The 19,273-nt window shown below is 71.5% G+C and carries 14 protein-coding genes; 5 read left to right on the top strand and 9 right to left on the bottom strand.

Going from position 1 to position 19,273, the window contains the following annotated elements; translation table 11 throughout:
• The first annotated feature begins 113 nt into the window (after positions 1-113).
• Entirely contained in the window at positions 114-755 is a 642-nt protein-coding gene (locus ACGFYN_RS05760; protein ID WP_393864484.1) for a hypothetical protein, read from the top strand.
• Positions 756-791: 36 nt separating this feature from the next.
• On the opposite strand, the gene ACGFYN_RS05755 is transcribed toward ACGFYN_RS05760, so the two are convergent.
• The 5 genes from ACGFYN_RS05755 to ACGFYN_RS05735 form a co-directional block, all read right to left on the bottom strand.
• The gene (locus tag ACGFYN_RS05755; protein WP_393864483.1) at positions 792-2,231 is read right to left on the bottom strand and encodes a S28 family serine protease; all 1,440 of its coding nucleotides are present in this window, start codon (positions 2,229-2,231) and stop codon (positions 792-794) included.
• Between the two features lie 75 nt (positions 2,232-2,306).
• The gene (locus ACGFYN_RS05750) at positions 2,307-2,672 is read right to left on the bottom strand and encodes a hypothetical protein (RefSeq protein WP_393864482.1); all 366 of its coding nucleotides are present in this window, start codon (positions 2,670-2,672) and stop codon (positions 2,307-2,309) included.
• Between the two features lie 128 nt (positions 2,673-2,800).
• Entirely contained in the window at positions 2,801-6,532 is a 3,732-nt protein-coding gene (locus ACGFYN_RS05745; RefSeq protein WP_393864481.1) for an ABC transporter ATP-binding protein, read from the bottom strand.
• Positions 6,533-6,630: 98 nt separating this feature from the next.
• Complete coding sequence (locus ACGFYN_RS05740) at positions 6,631-7,668, bottom strand: esterase-like activity of phytase family protein (protein WP_393864480.1); 1,038 nt, start codon at positions 7,666-7,668, stop codon at positions 6,631-6,633.
• A gap of 53 nt (positions 7,669-7,721) precedes the next feature.
• Positions 7,722-8,573, bottom strand: a complete 852-nt coding sequence (locus ACGFYN_RS05735; protein WP_393864479.1) for a serine hydrolase — start codon at positions 8,571-8,573, stop codon at positions 7,722-7,724.
• Positions 8,574-8,729: 156 nt separating this feature from the next.
• Here ACGFYN_RS05735 and ACGFYN_RS05730 point away from each other — a divergent pair, with 156 nt between their 5' ends.
• A complete protein-coding gene (locus tag ACGFYN_RS05730) occupies positions 8,730-10,916 on the top strand; it encodes a glycosyltransferase family 39 protein (protein ID WP_393864478.1) in 2,187 nt (728 codons plus the stop codon).
• Between the two features lie 139 nt (positions 10,917-11,055).
• A complete protein-coding gene (locus ACGFYN_RS05725) occupies positions 11,056-11,859 on the top strand; it encodes an endonuclease I family protein (protein ID WP_393864477.1) in 804 nt (267 codons plus the stop codon).
• A gap of 7 nt (positions 11,860-11,866) precedes the next feature.
• Here the strand turns inward: ACGFYN_RS05725 and ACGFYN_RS05720 are convergent, their stop codons facing one another.
• The 3 genes from ACGFYN_RS05720 to ACGFYN_RS05710 form a co-directional block, all read right to left on the bottom strand.
• Positions 11,867-13,552, bottom strand: a complete 1,686-nt coding sequence (locus ACGFYN_RS05720) for a thiamine pyrophosphate-binding protein (RefSeq protein WP_393864476.1) — start codon at positions 13,550-13,552, stop codon at positions 11,867-11,869.
• The gene (speB, locus tag ACGFYN_RS05715) at positions 13,549-14,517 is read right to left on the bottom strand and encodes an agmatinase (RefSeq protein ID WP_393864475.1); all 969 of its coding nucleotides are present in this window, start codon (positions 14,515-14,517) and stop codon (positions 13,549-13,551) included. The genes ACGFYN_RS05720 and speB overlap by 4 nt, the downstream gene beginning before the upstream one ends.
• Before the next feature lie 66 nt (positions 14,518-14,583).
• Complete coding sequence (locus tag ACGFYN_RS05710) at positions 14,584-16,044, bottom strand: sodium:solute symporter (RefSeq protein ID WP_393864474.1); 1,461 nt, start codon at positions 16,042-16,044, stop codon at positions 14,584-14,586.
• A gap of 121 nt (positions 16,045-16,165) precedes the next feature.
• On the opposite strand from ACGFYN_RS05710, the gene ACGFYN_RS05705 reads away from it, so the two are divergent.
• Both ACGFYN_RS05705 and ACGFYN_RS05700 read left to right on the top strand, forming a co-directional pair.
• The gene (locus ACGFYN_RS05705) at positions 16,166-17,629 is read left to right on the top strand and encodes a helix-turn-helix domain-containing protein (protein WP_393864473.1); all 1,464 of its coding nucleotides are present in this window, start codon (positions 16,166-16,168) and stop codon (positions 17,627-17,629) included.
• Positions 17,630-17,779: 150 nt separating this feature from the next.
• Complete coding sequence (locus tag ACGFYN_RS05700; RefSeq protein ID WP_393864472.1) at positions 17,780-18,568, top strand: phosphatase; 789 nt, start codon at positions 17,780-17,782, stop codon at positions 18,566-18,568.
• 7 nt (positions 18,569-18,575) lie between these two features.
• Here the strand turns inward: ACGFYN_RS05700 and ACGFYN_RS05695 are convergent, their stop codons facing one another.
• Complete coding sequence (locus ACGFYN_RS05695; protein ID WP_393864471.1) at positions 18,576-19,256, bottom strand: maleylpyruvate isomerase N-terminal domain-containing protein; 681 nt, start codon at positions 19,254-19,256, stop codon at positions 18,576-18,578.
• Positions 19,257-19,273 lie beyond the last annotated feature (17 nt).

Genomic DNA, 19,273 nt, shown 5'->3' with positions numbered 1-19,273 from the left:
CATACGCCGCACACCCGGCGTGCACCCGTCAACCGGCCCAAAGCCTCCCGCACGTCTGGCGTGCACCCGCTGCTGCGGGTCACGCTGGATGTGGGGTATCCGGGGGGTTGGCGATGCGTGAGAGAAGTTCCGTGGGGGTGGTCTGCGCACTGCTGGTTCTGGCCGTGGCGCTGCTGACCGGCTGCCAGATGCTGTCGTCGTCCGGTACGGGCGGGGACGCGACCGGCGGGCGGCCGACGGCCGCCGGCGGGACGAGTTCGACGCAGCCGTCGGGGTACGGCGCGGTGTTCCTCGCCGTCGACGAGTGCAGTTCGTTCGGCACGACGAGCTTCACCGAGGTGCCGTGCACGAGCGAGCGGGCGGCGGCCCGGGTCGTGGCGCGCTTCGACGGCTCGGTGGGCCGGGGCCCGCTGTGCCCGGCGACCACGGACTTCGTCCTGCACATCAGCGCGCAGAAGTCCTCGTCCGGCGAGGACGGCTCGGTGCCGCAGGGGTACGCCTGCATGCGCAATCTGGAGCTACCGCATCCCGGCGACCCGGGCGGCGGGGGCGGTCCCCGCACCATCGTCGGGGACTGCGTCTACGGCTCCGGCAGCGGGCAGGTCCGCGAGACCGCCTGCGACGGCAGCGGCCGGCGGAAGCCGCAGTACAAGGTGGTCAGGGCGGTCGCCAAGCGCACCCAGTGCCCGACGGCGACGGCGCTGTACGTACGGCTGGACGGCCAGGAGCCGGTGGGCTGCGCCCGGCCGGTGTGAACAACGGCCGGGCACAGCACGGGAGTTGCCGGAGCCTTACGGCCGCAGCGCCGGATCGCGCTCCGCGTCGCGCACGTCCAGCTTCCTGTCGAACCTCGCCAGCGGCTTCGCCTGCGCCGCGGTGGCGGCCGGGACACCGGCCCAGTCCAGGATGCGGGCGGTGGCCAGCGCCTTCTGGTCGGCGGCCAGGCCGGCGACGTTGGCGCCGTGGTTCATCCCCGGGGCCGTGAAGACGTACGCGTCCTTCGATCCCTTGCCGACGCCGAACCGCTCGGCGCCCCACGGGTCGTTCGAGCCGTAGACGAAGAGCATGTGGTGGGCGTTGTGCCGCACCCAGGAGTCGACGTCGCGCATCGCGTTCGGCTGGAACTTCATCGCGATGTCGCGCGGCACGAAGTTGCGCGGCGGCTGGTAGCCGTAGCGGACGTACTTCTTCTCGATGTACGGGAAGTGGATCGTCGGCGCGCCCAGCTGCGTGCCCGCCTGGTAGTAGTACGGCGTGTACGGCTCCAGGCCCTGGTCCGTGTAGAACGAGAACCCGGAGATCGTGTCGATCGAGTTCCAGATCTGGTCGTCGGTCGCGGTCTTCGCGTCCGGCGGGATCAGGGTGTCGTCACCGCAGTTGGCGAGCAGGTTGTACTGCCAGAAGCCCCAGACGTAGTCGAGGACGACGGCCTCGTAGGCGCGGTCCAGGCTGCCGATGGTGGAGAAGGTGTAGCCGTTGCCGGCGGCGTAGGCCGCGTACTTCTTCTCCAGCGGCCCGCGGCGCACCAGGGCCTCGCGCTGCACCGCGTCGAGCCGGTCGCGGCACTCCTTGGTGCCGACCTTGGTGAAGAAGCGGTCGTAGGCCGAATCCTCGTTGTTCACCACGTCGTTGGGGGCGACGTACGCGACGACGCCGTCCATGTCGCGCGGGTAGAAACGCTCGTAGTACGTGGCGGTCATGCCGCCCTTGGAGCCGCCGGTGGAGACCCAGTTCCTGCTGTAGATCTTCTTCAGGGCCTTGAAGATGCGGTGCTGGTCGCCGGCCGCCTGCCAGATGTCCAGCTTGGACCAGTCGGCCGGGTCGGGCCGGGACGGGGTGAAGAAGCGGTACTCCATGGAGACCTGGTTGCCGTCCACGATCTGGGTCGGTTCGCGGCGGCTGGGCGTGGTGGAGACGTTGTAGCCGCCGGTGTAGAAGACCGTCGGGCGGCTGACGTCCTTGTGCAGCACGGTGATCCGCTGCTGGAACGTGCCCTTGGACGGGTGGCGGTGGTCGATCGGCTGGGTGTAGTTGAGGACGAAGAAGCGGTAGCCGGGATACGGCTTCTCCTCGATCAGGCTCATGCCCGGTATCGCGAGCAGCTGATCCTTGATGTCGGTGGTCGCTTTGGTGGTCGTGGCCGTCGGCTCCGCGGCGGTGGCCGCGCCTGCCGTGCTCACCGTGCCTATGCACACCGTGAGCGCCATCAGCCATCTGAGCGCCTTTCGCATGCACCCTCCCCTGTGAGACAGATGTGCGTGCGGAGCCTACGGAGCAACTCCGGTGCGCACCAGGGGCCGTGAGGGTCAGAAGCGCTTCCAGCCGCGGGAGTCGTACGAGCCGCGGCCCACCGAGCCCTTGATCCAGACCGCGCGGTGGCCGACGTACGACCGCACCGGCCCGGCGTGGCGGGCGAACCGCCCCTTGTCCACGACGGGTTCGAAGCCGCGCACCTGGAGGCTGACCATCATCTGGCGGCGGGCGCCGGGGTTCTTGGGGACGGTGAGGGCGCAGAGGTAGTTGCCGCTCCGGTACACCTTCACGGAGCCGGTGGAGAAGGTGAACGTCCTGATGTTGCGGCCCGCGCAGGACGACGAGGCGGCCTGTGCCTCGGCCGCCGGCCCGAGGACGGCGAGCAGCCCGGAGGCGGCCAGCACGGCAAGAAGCGTCACGCCACGCCGCCGTATCGCACCACAGTCCACTGTCGTCCCTCCCGCACCCCGGCATTGAGCGTACTGGTGTACGGACGCACGACGTATGTCGGATGGTTGCACGAGCGTCAGCGAGACACCCCCGCCCCCTACCGGGAGACCCCCACCGGCTCCTCGGGTTCACCCTCCCCGATGAACGTCCGCCACAACTCCGCGTATGTGCCGCCCAGTTGCAGCAGTTCCTCGTGGGTGCCGTCCTCCACCACGCGGCCGTGATCCATGACCACCACACGGTCGGCGCGGGCCGCGGTGGTGAGGCGGTGGGCCACCACGAGGGTGGTACGGCGGCCTGCGAGGCGGTCCGTGGCCTGGTTGACCTGGGCCTCCGTGGCCAGGTCGAGGGCGGCCGTCGCCTCGTCGAGGAGGAGGACGTCCGGGTCGACCAGTTCCGCTCGGGCCAGCGCGATCAGCTGGCGCTGCCCGGCGGAGAGGTTGCGGCCGCGTTCGGCGACCTCGTGGAGGTAGCCGCCGTCGAGCGTGGCGATCATCTCGTGCGCGCCGACCGCCCGGGCCGCCGCCTCGACCTCGGCGTCGGTGGCGCCCGGGCGGCCGTAGGCGATGGCGTCGCGGACGGTGCCCTGGAAGAGGTACGCCTCCTGCGGGACCACGCCGAGCCGGTGGCGGTACGCGGTGATGTCCAGCGCCCGCAGGTCCTGGCCGTCTACCGTCACGCGGCCGCCGGTGGGGTCGTAGAACCGTGCCACGAGCTTGACGAGGGTCGACTTGCCCGCGCCGGTCTCGCCGACGAACGCGACAGTCTGCCCCGCCGGTATCCGCAACTCGATGCCGACGAGCGCCTCTTCGTCATCGCCGTACGCGAAGTGCACGTCCTCGAAGGCGACTTCGCCGCGCAGGGCGGGCACCTCCCGCGGGTCGCCGGCGGCCTGGGTGGAGGTCTTCTCCCGGAGCAGCTCCTGGATGCGGCCCAGCGAGACCGTGGCCTGCTGGTAGCCGTCGAAGACCTGGGAGAGCTGCTGGACCGGTGCGAAGAACAGGTCGATGTAGAGCAGGTACGCGACCAGCGCACCCGTCGTCAGCGTCGCGTCGTCGATCCGTCCCGCGCCCGAGACGAGCACGGCCGCGGCGGCCACGGACGACAGCAGCTGCACGAAGGGGAAGTAGATGGAGATCAGGAACTGACCCCGGATCCGCGCCTGCCGATAACTTGCGCTGCGCTCCGCGAACCGCCGCCCCCCGTCGCCCTCGCGCCGGAACGCCTGCACGATCCGCAGCCCGGACACCGACTCCTGGAGGTCGGCGTTGACCACCGACACCCGCTCACGGGCGAGTTCGTACGCCTTCACGCTCGCCCGCCGGAAGAAGAACGTCGCCACGAACAGCGGCGGCAGCGTGGCGAAGACGACGAGCGCGAGCTGTACGTCGATGACCAGCAGGGCGACCATGATGCCGAAGAAGGTGACGACCGAGACGAAGGCGGTGACCAGCCCCGTCTGCAGGAACGTGGACAGCGCGTCCACGTCCGTCGTCATGCGGGTCATGATCCGGCCGGTCAACTCCCGCTCGTAGTAGTCGAGTCCGAGCCGCTGGAGCTGGGCGAAGATCTTCAGGCGCAGGGAGTACAGGACACGCTCGCCGGTGCGCCCGGTCATCCGGGTCTCGCCCCGCTGCGCCGCCCACTGCACCAGCACCGCGAGCAGCCCCAGCAGCGCGGCCGACCAGACCGCGCCGAGAGCCATCCTGGTGACGCCCTGGTCGATGCCGTGCCGGATCAGGACGGGCAGCGCGAGCCCCATGCCCGCGTCCACGGCGACCAGCCCCAGGCTGACGAGCAGGGGAAGCCCGAAGCCACGCAGCAGACGCCGCAGTCCGTACGAGTCCTCCGGCCGCACCGCCCGCGCCTCGTCGATGTCCGGGACGTCGGCCGCCGGGGGCAACGCGTCCACCTGGGCGAGGAGTTCGGGCGTGGCCGGCATGCCCTCCAGCGCGGTGTCCCTGGGCTCACGGTCGCCGGACCACAGCCGCGGGGTGACCCCGCGCTCGGCGTCGAACTCGGCGTCCAGCTCGGCGCGGACCGAGGTGTTCTCCGTCGGGCACGCCGGCTGGGCGTGGCCGGGCGAGACGCCGCCGAGCTCGTCCGGGTCGGTGAGCAGCCGCCGGTAGAGCGCGGACCGCGCCTGGAGCTCCTCGTGCGTGCCGACGTCGGCGAGCCGGCCCGCGTCGAGCACGGCGATCCGGTCGGCGAGGCCCAGCGTGGAGCGGCGGTGCGCGATGAGCAGGGTGGTGCGGCCCTGCATGACCTGCTTCAGCGCCTCGTGGATCTCGTGCTCGACACGGGCGTCCACGGCGGAGGTGGCGTCGTCGAGGACGAGCAGCCGCGGGTCGGCGAGGATCGCGCGGGCGAGTGCGACGCGTTGGCGCTGGCCGCCGGAGAGGGTGAGGCCGTGCTCGCCGACGGTGGTGTCGTAGCCCGCCGGGAGCTCCCGGATGAAACGGTCCGCCTGGGCGGCGCGGGCCGCGGTCTGGATCTGCTCGTCGGTCGCGTCGGGGCGGCCGTAGGCGATGTTGGAGCGGACCGTGTCGGAGAAGAGGAAGGAGTCCTCGGGGACCAGGCCGATCGCGGACCGCAGCGAGTCGAGGGTCAGCTCGCGGACGTCGTGGCCGCCGATCAGGACGGCGCCGTGGGTGACGTCGTAGAAGCGCGGGAGCAGGAGTGAGACCGTCGACTTGCCGGAGCCGGACGAGCCGACGACGGCGAGGGTCTCGCCGGGGTGGATCTCGAAGCTGAGCCCGTCGAGGACCGGGCTGGTTGTGCCGGAGGCGCGGTCGTAGCCGAAGGACACGTCGTCGAACTCGACCGTGGCGGGCGCGTCGGCGGGCAGCGTCTTGGTGCCGTCCTTCATCGACGGCTCGGTGTCGATCAGCTCCAGGACGCGCTCGGTGCCGGCCCGCGCCTGCTGCCCGACCGTGAGCACCACGGCGAGCATCCGGACCGGTCCGACCAGCTGGGCGAGGTAGGAGGAGAAGGCGACGAAGGTGCCGAGGGTGATGTGCCCGCGCACCGCCAGCCAGCCGCCGAGCGCGAGCATGGCCACCTGGCCGAGCGCGGGCACGGCCTGGAGGGCCGGGGTGTACTTGCTGTTCAGGCGTATGGTGCGCAGCCGTCCGGCGTACAGCCGGCGCCCGACCTCCCGGAGCTTCCCCGTCTCCTGGTCCTCCTGCCCGAAGCCCTTCACCACGCGTACGCCGCTGACGGCGCCGTCGACCACGCCGGCGACGGCGGCGGCCTGGGCCTGGGCGTACCAGGTGGCCGGGTGCAGCTTGGAGCGGCTGCGCCTGGCGATGAACCACAGGGCGGGGGCCACGGCGAGGGCGACCAGGGTGAGCGGCAGCGACAGCCACGCCATGATCACGAGGGAGACCAGGAAGAGCAGCAGGTTCCCGATGGTCATCGGGAGCATGAAGAGCAGGCCCTGGATCAGCTGGAGGTCGCTGGTGGCGCGGCCGACGACCTGGCCGGTGGACAGCTCGTCCTGTCTGCGGCCGTCGAGCCGGGTGATCGTCTCGAACATCTCGGTCCGCAGGTCGTGCTGGACGTCGAGGGCGAGGCGGCCGCCGTAGTAGCGGCGTACGAAGGTGAGGACGTAGACGACGACGGCGGCGCCTATGAGGACGCCGGCCCACGGGGCCATGGCGCGGCTGTGGTCGCCGACCACGTCGTCGATGATCACCTTGGTGACCAGCGGGACCAGCGCCATGACGGCCATGCCGCCGAGTGAGGAGCCCAGGGCCAGCACGACGTCCTTGGGGTGACGCCATGCGTACCCCGCCAGTCGTCGTACCCATCCCCGTTGCATACTCACGCGGGTGCCCTCCGTCAGCGGTCCTGATCTACCGGAAGGCACCAACGCGAAATGAAGCGGATTTCATCCCTCCGCAACAATCCAGGAGGGGACGGGGGTCAGATTCGGACCCGCAGGTAGTAGAACCGCGTGGTCTGTGTCGCGCCCTGGTTGTCGTCGCTGACCAGGAGGACCTTCAGACGGCCCTGGTCACGGCCCGTGATCGTCATGCCCTCGATGTTGTCGAGCAGGGGGTTGGGCTGGGGCTGCTTGGCGGTGGCGCCGAGGGAGGGGCAGTCGGCGATGTCGGCCAGCAGCGTCTTCCTGATCACACGGACGCCTGCCTGGCCGGTGAGGTTCTCGACGCCGCTCGTGTCCGTCGCGTGCCGCGGGTCGGCCAGGTAGAGGCGGACGGTGTTGCCGACGCCCGAGGTGAAGCCGCGTTCCAGGACGAGCAGCCGGCCGTCGGGGGTGGCCTGGACCTCGGGGACGCCGAGGCCGGCGTCGATGCGGTACGCGTACTGCGCGCCGAGCCGGAAGTGGCCGCCCGAGGTCCGGGTCCAGGTCTGGAAGCGGACGAGGTCCGTGGAGTCGCCGGAGATCGCGTTCTCCATGGAGGCGACGAGGGTGCGGCCGCCGGGCAGGAGGGTCAGGCCCTCGAAGGTCTGGTTGGACGTGGCGCGCCCGGCCGGGGCGACGAGGAGTGAGGAGGGGACCGGGAGACGGTCGAGGATCTTCCCGGCGCGCGAGTAGCGGCGGATCGACGGCTCGGTCTCGGAGGTGATCAGGCGGGTGCCGTCGCGATCGACGACGAGACCCTCGCTGTCCAGCGCTGCGCCCTTCTCGTCGGCGAGCTGGACCACGTCCTTGGGCCGGAGCGTTTTCGCGTCGAGGCCGAAGAGCGAGGAGCGGTCCTCCAGGGCGGCGAGCGAGCCGTCCCGGTCCACGGCGAGGGCGGAGAAGTTGCCGACGAAGGTTCCCTCGTACGTCGTCTTGTCGAGCGCGTCGGAGAAGCGGTCGATGGAGACGGCCGGGGAGCAGGCGTGGGTCGTCGTGCGGGTCGTCGCGGCTGTGGCCGAGGCGGGCCCGGCGGCGGTCAGGGTGGTGACCGCCGCCAGGGCCGCGGTGACGGTCGCGAGTACGGTTCTCAGGCGCATGGGCGCCACCGTAGGACGGGTCGGTGACGGGCGGGAGACCCGCTCATGAAGCGTCAGCTCGCCGCCAGGTCCTTGTGGATGGCCTTCGCGACGCCCTGGATGGTGTTGATGCCGTAGTTCATGTCGCTGTTGCCCCAGGTGAGCACGGTCATCATGTAGTCGTGGCCGCCGCCGGTGAAGGTGCCGACGCTGTGCACCCGCCAGCCGTGCGTGGAGCGCTGCAGCCAGCCGTTCTTCACGTGCCAGGTGACCCCGGACGGGCGGCCGTAGGGCGTGCCCCAGCGCTGCGAGGAGATGACCTGGCCCATCAACTTCAGGATGTACGCACGGGAGTTGTCGCTCAGCACCGTGTTCTTGGCGGTGACCAGCTTGAGCAGCTTCTGCTCGTCGGTGACGTTGATCTGGGTCAGACCCCAGTAGCCGTTCGCGCCCGGCACGGTCTTCGTCATCCCGGCGGCGGTCAGGAAGCCCTTGATCTTCGTCATGCCGAGCTGCTTCCACAGCTTGGTGGTCGCGTCGTTGTCCGACTTGGTGATCATGGACTTGGTGAGCGAGGCCTCGGTGTCGGTCAGGTAGCGGTTGTGCTTCTTCGCGTCCCACAGCAGCGTGGCGAGGACGGTGACCTTGACGACGCTCGCGGAGTCGTACGAGCTGGTCGCGCGGAGCGAGCAGGTGGTGCTGGTGGAGCGGTCGTAGAGGCCGACCGCGATCGTGCCCTTGCGGTTGGTGAGGGCGGCGTTGATGTCCTTCTGGAGCTTGGTGGCCAGGCCCGCCTTGGCCGAAGTGCAGCTGACGGTGGGAGTCGTGGCCGCGGCGGCGGGCGCGGCGGCGGCCACGCCGGGTATGAGGACACCGAGTCCGATGGCGAGCGCTCTGGCGCGTCCGGTGAATCTGCCGTGAGTCATGCCGTGTTGACGCACAGCTTCACGTGAAAGGTTGTACGCCTCTGCCGACTCGTTGGGCAAAGGCCGCACAAGGCGTTACCGCTCCCTTTGCGTATTCACAGGCGGCGGCCAGGTTCAGCACAGCGCGCACCCACCCCGCCTCTGCACGATGCGCGGGTGACATCTGCCACCGATCCACTCCCCCACACCCCGACCGTGTCCGCCGACCGGCCGCCGCCGGCCCCGCCTTCGGCACCTCCGGACATCGCCCCGCGCTGGTCGCTGCCCGCCCTGATCGCGATCCTGGTGCTGGCGGCGGTCCTGTACGCCTGGAACCTGTCCGGCAGCAGCCTCAACAGCTTCTACAGCGCGGCCGTCTACAGCGGCACCCAGAGCTGGAAGGCGTGGTTCTTCGGCTCGCTCGACGCCGGCAACTTCATGACCGTCGACAAGCCGCCGTTCGCGCTCATGGTGATGGGCCTGTCCTGCCGCCTGTTCGGCTTCGGCACCTGGCAGATGATGGCGCCCGAGATCGCGGCCGCGCTCGGCGCCATCTGGATCCTGCACGCCTCCGTGAAGCGGTACTTCGGGCATGCGGCGGCCGCGATCGCGGCGCTGGTGCTCGCGCTCACGCCCATCACGGTCGCCATCGACCGGGACAACAACCCCGACACGATCCTGGTCCTGCTGATGGTCGGGGGCGCCGCCCTCGCCCTGCGCTCCGTGCGCACCGACCGGCTGCTGCCGCTCATCGGCTCCGCGGTCTGCTTCGGGCTCGCCTTCAACACGAAGATGCTCCAGGGCTACATCGCGCTGCCGGCCGTCTTCGCCGTGTACGTCTTCGCGTCCCGCCTCGGCTGGAAGAGGAAGGTCGTCAACCTGGCGCTGGCGGCTGTGGCGTTGGCCGTCTCCAGCTTCTGGTGGGCCACGGCGGTCTCGCTCGTCCCCGCCGACGACCGCCCGTACATCGGCGGTTCGACCGATGGCTCCGCCTGGAACCTGATCATGGGCTACAACGGTCTGGGCCGGGTGCTCGGCGGCGAGGGCAACGGCGCAGGCGGTGGAGGCGGCGGAGGAGGCGGCACCTTCGCCGGGACCGCGGGCCTCGGCCGGATGTTCAACGACGTCCTCGGCGGCCAGATCTCCTGGCTCATCCCCTTCGCGTTCATCGCGCTCGTCGCCGGCCTGGTGCTCCGCGGCCGCGCACCGCGCACCGACCTCACCCGCGCCGCGCTGGTGCTGTGGGGCGGCTGGCTCGTGCTGCACTACCTGACCTTCGCGATGGCCGAAGGCACCATGCACCCGTACTACACGACCGCGCTCGCCCCCGGCATCGCGGCGCTCTCCGGCGCGGGCGGCGTCCTGCTGTGGCGCGCCTTCCGCAGCGGTGACGCCCGCTGGTCCTGGGTGCTGCCCGCCGGGCTCGCCGTCACAGGCATCTGGGCGATCGTGCTGCTGCGCCGGGCCACCGGCTGGCACACCTGGCTCTGGCCGGCCGTCGCCGTCGTCATGGTCCTGGCGATCGTGGGCCTGTTCGTCTTCCGGTCGGGCAACCGCGTACGGCTGCTCGCCGTGTCCGCCGCCGCGGCGGTCGTCGCGTCCCTCGCCGGCCCGACGGCCTACGCCGCCTCACCCGCCTTCGGCTCCTCCGGCGGCGGCATGATGGGCGGCACGAACCCCACGGCGGGACCGTCGACCGGCGGGATGGGCGGGCCGGGTGGCGGGTTCGGCGGCGGCCGGATGCCGGGCGGCGCTCAGCAGGGTGGCGAGTTCCCCGGCGGCGGCAACCGCCAGCTGCCGGGCGGTGGCGAACTCCCCGGCGGCGCGGGTGAACTCCCGCAGGGCGGCGGCGCGCCCAGCGGGGCACCCGACGGCCAGAGCGGCCAACAGGACGGCATGAACGGAGAGTTTCCGGGCGGTGGCGCCAACAGCGCCGCTCCCGGCGGGACTTCGGGGCCCCGCAGGGGCATGGCCGGTGCCGACAGCGAGCTGATCTCGTACCTGGAGAAGCACCAGGACGGCGCCGAGTGGCTGATCGCGGTGTCCAACTCGCAGAGCGCCGGCCAGATGATCCTCAGCTCGGGTAAGCCCGTCATCTCGATGTTCGGCTTCACGGGCTCCGACAAGGCGATGACCCTCGCCAAGCTCAAGGAGCTGGTGCATAAGGGCGAGTTGCACTACATCCAGCTCGGCGGCGGCATGGGCGGCGGCCCCGGTGGCGGCAGCAACGCGAACCAGGAACTCACCACCTGGGTGCAGAAGCACGGCACGTCGGTGAAGGAGAGCGCCTACAGCAAGACCTCCTCCACGTCCTCCACGTCCTCCTCGTCTCTCTACCGGCTGGATCCGTCCGACGTCAGCTGACGGACCGCGGTACTCCAACGGCCCCCGACCGCACGGTCGGGGGCCGTTTCTTCACGTCCCGTTAATCGACACGGCCTCATGTCCATGTCACGCTCCGGTTTGCCGCCTCCATGCAACCCGCGTAGATGGGACACTCTTTATGCTGGCGACACGCACCCGGCGCTGGAAGTCGATCGCGCTGGCCACCGCCGCCGTCCTGGCCGGCGTCACCGCTCCGGCCCTGACCGCGAGCCCCGCCGCGGCCACGACGACCGACTACGACTCGACCTACTACAAGAACGCGATCGGCAAGACGGGCGCGAGCCTGAAGTCGTCCCTGCACACGATCATCAGCAGCCAGACCAAGATCTCGTACTCCGCGGTCTGGAACGCGCTGAAGGTCACCGACCAGGACCCGAACAACAGCAACAACGTGATCCTGCTCTACAGCGGGGTCTCGCGTGCCAAGTCCCTCAACGGCGGCGACGTCGGCGACTGGAACCGGGAGCACACCTGGGCCAAGTCCCACGGCGACTTCGGCGAGGTCACCGGACCCGGCACCGACCTGCACCACCTGCGCCCCGCGGACGTCCAGGTCAACAGCATCCGCGGCAACCTGGACTTCGACAACGGTGGCAGCGCGGTCACGGGCGGCGGCGGCAGCAAGGTCGACTCCGACTCCTTCGAGCCGCGCGACGCGGACAAGGGCGACGTGGCCCGCATGATCCTCTACATGGCGGTGCGCTACGACGGCGGCGACGGCTTCGCCGACCTGGAGCCCGACGACAAGGTCAACAACGGCAGCAGCCCCTACATGGGCAAGCTCTCGGTCCTCAAGCAGTGGAACGACCAGGACCCGCCGAGCGCCTTCGAGGAGAAGCGCAACCAGGTCATCTACGACACCTACCAGCACAACCGGAACCCGTTCATCGACCACCCGGAGTGGGTGGACTCGATCTGGTAGGAACCGCTCAGCCGAGGTGCGTCGGCGCGAACATCCGCAGAACGGCGGGGAGTACGACGACCGACGGGCCCGGCTGGGACAGCGCCTTCGCCAGGTCGCTCTCCAGCGTCCCGGGGGTCGTCCATGTCCCCGGGACGCCGAACGACTCGGCGAGGGCCACGTAGTCCGGGCGGGTCAGTTCCGTCGCCGTCGGCCGGCCGAAGGCGTCCGTCATGTACTCGCGCAGGATGCCGTAGCCGCCGTCGTCGACGATCAGCCAGGTGACGTTCAGGTCGTACTGCCTGGCCGTCGCCAGCTCCGCGATGGAGTACAGGGCGCCGCCGTCGCCGGACACAGCGAGGACCGGGCGGGTCGGGTCCGCGGCGGCCGCGCCGAGCGCCGCCGGGAAGCCGTAGCCGAGGCCGCCGGCGCCCTGGGCCGAGTGCATGTGGTTGGGGGACTTCGCGTCGAAGGCGGACCACGCCCAGTACGCGAGGATCGTCATGTCCCAGAAGGACGGCGAGTCGGCGGGCAGGGCCCGGCGGACCGACGCCAACACGTCCTGCTCCAGGGTGAGTTCCTGCGCGGAGATGCGATCGGCGACCTTTGCGAGAAGCGCTCGTACGCGCTCCGAAGCCGTCGGGTCGACGCGCTCTGTCACCGTCTCCAGCAGTGCCTGCATGGCCAGTCGCGCATCCGCGTGGATGCCGAGGGCCGAGTGGTTGGACTCCAGCTTGCCGAGGTCCGCCTCGATCTGGATCACCCGGCCCCGGGGCCTGAACGTGTGGTAGTTCGAGGAGAGTTCACCGAGACCCGAGCCGACCACGAGCAGGACGTCCGCGTCCTCCAGGAGGTCGGTGGTGTGGCGGTCCTCCAGCCAGGACTGGAGGGAGAGGGGGTGCGTCCACGGGAACGCGCCCTTGCCGCCGAAGGTCGTGACGACGGGAGCGTCGAGCTTCTCCGCCAGCTGCCGCAGCTTGCCCGACGCGTCCGCCCGCACCACTCCCCCGCCCGCGATGATCGCGGGCCGCTCCGCGCGCGACAGCAAGTCAGCGGCTACGGCGGTGAGTTCGGGGCGCGGCGGCAGGTCGTCCGGGGTCGCGTCGAGCGCCGTCACCATCGGCAGGTGCGTCCCGGCGAGCAGCACGTCCTGCGGGATCTCCACCCACACCGGTCCGTGCGGGGCGGTCAGGGCCGACTTCCAGGCCTCCGCGATCGCGGACGGGATCTGCGACTGCGTTCGGACGGTGTGCACCGATTTCACGATGCCCCTGAACGAGGCGGCCTGGTCGGGGAGTTCGTGCAGATAACCGTGGCGGCCGCCGCCCAGCCCCGCCGTCGGGACCTGGCTGCTGATCGCCAGTACGGGGGCGGAGGCGGCGCGCGCCTCCTGAAGCGCCGCGAGCGAGGTGAGCGCGCCCGGCCCCGTCGACAGCAGCAGCGGCGCCGCCTCGCCGGTGACGCGGCCGTAGGCGTCCGCCGCGAACCCCGCGTTGTTCTCCACCCGCAGGCCGACGTAGCGCAGGTCGGAGCGGCTCAGCGCGTCGAACATGCCGAGCGCGTGCTGGCCGGGCAGCCCGAACACCGTGGTCGCGCCGAGCCCGGCCAGCGTCTCCACGACCAGGTCTCCGCCGTTGCGGCCGGCGGGCGGGTTCAGCGCGGCCTCGGTCTGCGCGGCCGTCGGGCGGAGTTCCAGGTCGTGGTCGTGCGTCACTTCTCGCGGGCCTCTGCAATCTGGCGGGACATGATCGTGGTCAGTTCGTACGCGGTGTGCGAGGCCGCCACCGATGTGATCTCGGCGTGGTCGTACGCCGGTGCCACCTCGACGACGTCCGCCGACACCAGGTTGCAGGATGCCAGCCCGCGCAGGATCTCCAGCAGCTCGCGGGAGGTCATGCCGCCGGCCTCGGGGGTGCCGGTGCCGGGCGCGTGCGCCGGGTCGAGGCAGTCGATGTCGATCGAGATGTAGAGCGGGCGGTCGCCGATGCGCCGGCGCAGCTGGTCCGCCACCTCGTCGGCCCCGCGGCGGTAGACGTCCGCCGAGGTGACGATGCCGAAGCCCATCTTCTCGTCGTCGGTGAGGTCCTGCTTGCCGTAGAGCGGGCCGCGGGTGCCCACGTGTGAGAGGGCGGACGTGTCGAGGATGCCCTCCTCCACCGCGCGCCGGAACGGCGTCCCGTGTGTGTACTCGGCGCCGAAGTACGTGTCCCAGGTGTCGAGGTGGGCGTCGAAGTGGAGCAGGGCGACGGGGCCGTGCTTCTTCGCCACCGACCGCAGCAGCGGCAGCGCGATGGTGTGGTCGCCGCCCAGGGTCATCAGCCGGGCGCCCGTGCCGAGCAGCTCGTCGGCGGCCGCCTCGATCGTGTCGACGGCCTCGTGGATGTCGAACGGGTTCACCGCGATGTCGCCGCCGTCCGCGACCTGCGCCAGCGCGAAGGGGGACGCGTCCTGCGCCGGGTTGTAGGGCCGCAGCAGCCGGGACGCCTCGCGGATCGCGTTGCCGCCGAAGCGGGCGCCCGGCCGGTAGGAGACGCCCGAGTCGAACGGCACGCCCACGACGGCGACGTCGGCGCGGCCGACCTCGTCGAGGCGGGGCAGCCGGGCGAAGGTCGCGGGTCCGGCGTACCGCGGTATGCGGGAGGAGTCGACGGGTCCGCGGGGCGTCTCGTTGCTGCTCATGGGGCGCTGCCTTCTTTCCTACGCTTCATCGCGTATGGAGCGATATGTACTGCTTCTTGTACGACTCTACTGGGCCGCGGGCACGGGCTCGGCGGCGGCTTGTGGGGTCCGTCCGGCGAGACGCTCGCGCCAGGCGGCGAGGACGGCTGCGTCGGTGGCGGGTGTCGCGAGGGAGACGGCCACGTAGACGACGAGGGAGGACAGCAGGCCGTAGTACACGGGCTCGTTGGCGAGGATGCCGTAGCCCGCCATCAGGCCGACGACCGCGAGGCCGCCGACGACGACCGAGGCGAGGGCGCCCTGCGCGGTGCCGCGCTTCCACAGCAGCCCGCCGAGGATGGGCACGAGGAGTCCGCCGACGAGGAGGTTGTAGGCGACGGTGAGCGCCTCGACGACGTTGTTCAGCGCGATCGCCGTGACGATCACCGCGACGCCCATCACCAGGATGAAGACGCGGTTGCCCCTGACCTCGTCGTGCGGCTCGTCCGAGCGGCGCACCGCTCCGCGCAGCCGCGACCAGATGTCGTTGTTGGCGACGGTCGCACAGGCGATCAGCGCGCCGGAGGAGGTCGACATCACGGCGGCCAGGGCGGCGGCGAGCACCAGCCCCCGTACGCCGACGGGGAGTTCGTCCTTGACGATGGTCGCGAAGGCGTCGTCCGGGCTGCCGAGCTTGGGGTACATCACCTTGGCGGCGGTGCCGATGACGGCGCCGGCGAGGGCGTAGACGAGGCAGTAGGTGCCCGCGACCGTGCCGCCCCACTTGGCCGTCCTGTCGCTGCCGGACGTGAACACGCGCTGCCAGATGTCCTGCCCGATCAGCATGCCGAACGTGTAGATCAGGACGTAGGTGAAGATCGTCTCGCCGCCGATGCCCAGCGGGTCGAAGTACGAGGTCGGCAGCTTGGCCTTCATCTCGCTGAAGCCGCCCGCCTTGACGACCGCGATGGGGAGCAGCAGGAGCAGGACGCCGATGGTCTTCACCACGAACTGCACCATGTCGGTGAGGGTGATCGACCACATGCCGCCGAGCGTCGAGTACGCGACGACGATCGAGCCGCCGAGGATGATCGCGACGGTCCGGTTCATGTCGAACAGGACGTCGAAGATCGTGGCGTACGCGATGGTCGAGGTGACCGCGAGCATCAGCGTGTACGCCCACATGACCACGCCGGAGATGACGCCCGCCCGGCCGCCGTAGCGCAGGTCCAGCATCTCGGAGACCGTGTAGACCTTCAGCCGCGCGATGCGGGCGGAGAAGAAGACGGACAGCGCGAGCAGGCCGAGTCCGATGGTGAAGACCATCCAGGCGCCGGAGAGGCCGTACTGGTATCCGAGGCCCACGCCGCCGATGGTGGACGCGCCGCCGAGGACGATCGCGGCCATGGTGCCGGAGTACATGGCGGGCCCGAGGCGGCGCCCGGCCACCAGGAAGTCGCTCTTGGACCTGGCGCGGCGCATGCCCCACCAGCCCATGGCCAGCATGCCGGCCAGGTAGATGACGATGACGGTGTAGTCGACGGCCACGGGGCCTCCTTCGCTCGGTCTCGCCGGCGGGTGATGAGCACCGACATTAGGTGGCCGGAAAGCGACTGCGAAGTGTACGTTTCATCCATTCGTACGGTGTCGGATGGAGGGAACGCACACCATGCCCGACCCCGCTGTCCCCCCTACTCCACCGGTGCCTCTCGCGTCCCTCCTGGCCCGTGAGGACCTGGCCCTGCGGCAGATCGCGGGGCCGTCCGACCCCGGCATCGTGATCCACTGGGTGCACACCTCGGAGATGGCCGATCCGTATCCGTATCTGCTGGGCGGGGAGCTGCTGCTGACGGCCGGCGTCCACGTCCCCGAGGGGGCGGACCCGGGCGGCTACTTCGACGACTACGTGGCGCGGATCGTCGCGGCGGGCGGCGCCGCCGTCGGCTTCGGCGTGGCGCCCGTGTTCGACACGGTGCCGCCCGCCCTGGTGACGGCCTGCGAGGCGCAGGGGCTCCCGCTGCTGGAGGTCCCGCCGCGGACCACGTTCTCGGGCGTGGCCCGCGCGGTCTGGCAGCTCATGGCGCAGGCCCGGCTCGCGGAGCTGCGCCGGGTCACGGAGGCCCAGCAGCGCCTCGCGGCGGCGGCCTCCCGCCCGGACCCGGTGCCGTCGGTGCTGCGGCAGCTCGCCCAGCGCGTGAGCGGATGGGCGGTGCTGTACGGGCCGGACGGCGCGGAGATCGCCTCCGGGGGGCGCCCCGCGGGGACGGACCTCGCGGCGGCGCTCGCCGAACTCGCCGACGTCGTACGCCCGTCGGGCCCGGGCGCCCCCACCTCCGCCACCGACAGCAAGGCCGGCACCCACCTCGCCGCCTACGCCCTCGGCGCCGGACAGGGCTTCGCGCTCGGGGTGGCCGCACCGCAGCGCGACCCCGGGGACCACACCATCGCCTCCGTCGCCGCCGTCCTGCTCACCCTGCTCACCGGCGAGCACCAGAGCGGCACGGGCGCGGCCCGGTCCTCCGCGCTGGTACGGCTGCTGCTGGGCGCCCCGCCGGCCGGCGTCGCCCCGCTCCTCGGGCCCGGACGCTGGCTCGTGCTGCACGCCCGGCCGGACGCGCAGTCCCCCGACGCCGTGGCCGCCTCCGCGCTGGGCGCGGCCCTCGGGTCGCCGCTGGTCGACCTGGCGCAGGACGTCGTACGGGTCCTGGTGCCGGCCGACCGCGAACCGGCCGCGCAGCCCGGCTGGACGCTGGGCGTCAGCGCGGCCGTGGCCCCGGACGAGTGGCCGGCCGCGGACACACAGGCCGCCCGCGCGCTGGCCCGCGCCCGCGCCACCCGCACCTCGCTGGTCCGGCACGGCGACCGCGCGGGCCTCGCCGACCTGGTGCCGCCCGAGGAGGCCGAGGCACACGCCCGGCTGCTGCTCGCCCCCGTCACGGCCACCCCCGCGCTGGCCGAGACGCTGCGCACCTGGCTCTCCCTGCACGGCAGTTGGGACCGTACGGCCGTCGCCCTGTCCGTGCACCGCAACACCGTGCGCCAGCGCATCGCCCGCTGCGCCGCGCTCCTCGGCACCGACCTGGACGACCCGGACGTACGCATGGAGCTGTGGTTCGCGCTGCGGCAGCGGTAGGGGCGGCGGGGACGGCGGTTCCCGGCCATGGGTACGGGCGTTCGCGGCACGGCAATAGGTACGAGAACCCATGACGATGAGTACGTGAGCCACGTCCCAGGGTGCGGGACGCCAGGGACTCGCACGGCCGCCTGCACCACAATGGGCTGCATGCCGATACCCGGGACACCCAGCCGCGCCGAGCTCGTCGACCACCTCGTACGGACCCGCATCGCGGGCGACGTCGCGACGCCCCGCGAGAACAATCTCAGCCACTACCGCAAGCTGGCGAACGGCGACCGCCACTACTGGCTCGGCCTGGAGCTCGGCGACCGCTGGCGGGACGAGCAGGACGTCCTCGCGGTGATGGCGGAGCGGGTGGGCGTGAACGACGACCCCGAGTACCGGTACGGCCAGGACACCATCGATCCCGAGCTGACCGTCGACGCCCTGGACCGGATGGCGGCGCGGCTGCGCAAGGCCGCAGACGGGCAGCAGCGGGTGCTGTTCGCGACCGGCCACCCGGGCGGGCTGCTCGACGTGCACCGCGCCACGGCCGCCGCGCTGCGGGCGGCCGGCTGCGAGATCGTCGTGATCCCGGAGGGGCTCCAGACGGAGGAGGGCTACGTCTGGCAGCTCGCGGACGTCGCGGTCCTGGAGCACGGCGCCTCCCTGTGGCACACGCACTCCGGCGAGCCGATGAAGGCCATCCTCACGGCGCTGGGGAACTCCAGCCGCCCGCTGCCCGACCTGGTCGTCGCCGACCACGGCTGGGCGGGCTACGCCGGTCAGCACGGCGTCGACTCCGTCGGCTACGCCGACTGCAACGACCCGGCGCTGTTCCTGGCGGAGGCGGAGGGCACCGTCCAGGTCGTGGTCCCGCTGGACGACCATGTCGTCAGCCCGCGCCACTACGACCCGATGACGGCGTACCTGCTGGCGGAGGCGGGGCTCTCCTGAGCCGTCGCTAGATACCGGCGATCGAGGCGGGGGCGCGTTCGGCGCGGGCGAGTCCCCTCATCACGTCCACCGTGCCGTGCCGACGGACCGCGAGGCGCGCAAGCAGCTCGACGACGGGTGCGGTGACGTGCTCCGGGAACGCCGGGGCCGGCAGGCCCACGCTCGACGCCAAGTCGTCGCCGTGGACGACGAGTTCCAGCAGCCGGGTGAGCAAAAGGTCGTCGAGTTCGAGGGACCAGCCGCCCCAGGAGGGGATGTGGACGGGGCGTGCGGCGGGCGCGTCCCGCACCTGGTCCCGCAACCGCTCCAGCGCGTCGCGCACGCGCGCGTGCAGCGCCGTGTGCCCGTCCGCGGCGGTCGACTCGCCGCCCTGCCGGATCCGCCCGCTGACGGGCGCGCCGGGACCGGCGTCCAGCCAGGTGACCTTCTCCAGGTAGTACGTGCGCAGGGACACCACCGGCTCCGCGGGCACCGGCCCGGCGAGCAGCGCGGGCAGCGCCAGCTCCTGCCAGAACATGTGTCCGGCCAGTCCCCGCACACCGAAGTGCTCGAGCACGCTCGGCTTCTCCCAGCCCTTGGCGACGGCCGCCTCGCCCAGCAGCCCGACAGCGACGTCCGCGGCCTCCAGAAACGCGCCTCTGATCCGCCCGCCCCGCCAGTTCCACGTCTCCGCCGATGCTTCCGCCATGCCGCCATCCCACCGCG

The organism is Streptomyces sp. NPDC048419 (assembly GCF_043200415.1).
Classification (GTDB): domain Bacteria; phylum Actinomycetota; class Actinomycetes; order Streptomycetales; family Streptomycetaceae; genus Streptomyces.
Note: the sequence above shows the minus strand (reverse complement) of the source record. Positions and strands in the feature narration are given on the sequence as shown.

Excerpts from the sequence above, each read along its gene's own strand:
- ACGFYN_RS05705 (WP_393864473.1), top strand. The coding sequence starts at position 16,166 with ATGCCCGACCCCGCTGTCCCCCCTACTCCACCGGTGCCTCTCGCGTCC.
- ACGFYN_RS05725 (WP_393864477.1), top strand. The coding sequence starts at position 11,056 with ATGCTGGCGACACGCACCCGGCGCTGGAAGTCGATCGCGCTGGCCACC.
- ACGFYN_RS05735 (WP_393864479.1), bottom strand. The coding sequence starts at position 8,573 with ATGACTCACGGCAGATTCACCGGACGCGCCAGAGCGCTCGCCATCGGA.
- ACGFYN_RS05700 (WP_393864472.1), top strand. The coding sequence starts at position 17,780 with ATGCCGATACCCGGGACACCCAGCCGCGCCGAGCTCGTCGACCACCTC.
- ACGFYN_RS05760 (WP_393864484.1), top strand. The coding sequence starts at position 114 with ATGCGTGAGAGAAGTTCCGTGGGGGTGGTCTGCGCACTGCTGGTTCTG.
- ACGFYN_RS05695 (WP_393864471.1), bottom strand. The coding sequence starts at position 19,256 with ATGGCGGAAGCATCGGCGGAGACGTGGAACTGGCGGGGCGGGCGGATC.
- ACGFYN_RS05755 (WP_393864483.1), bottom strand. The coding sequence starts at position 2,231 with ATGCGAAAGGCGCTCAGATGGCTGATGGCGCTCACGGTGTGCATAGGC.
- speB (WP_393864475.1), bottom strand. The coding sequence starts at position 14,517 with ATGAGCAGCAACGAGACGCCCCGCGGACCCGTCGACTCCTCCCGCATA.
- ACGFYN_RS05740 (WP_393864480.1), bottom strand. The coding sequence starts at position 7,668 with ATGCGCCTGAGAACCGTACTCGCGACCGTCACCGCGGCCCTGGCGGCG.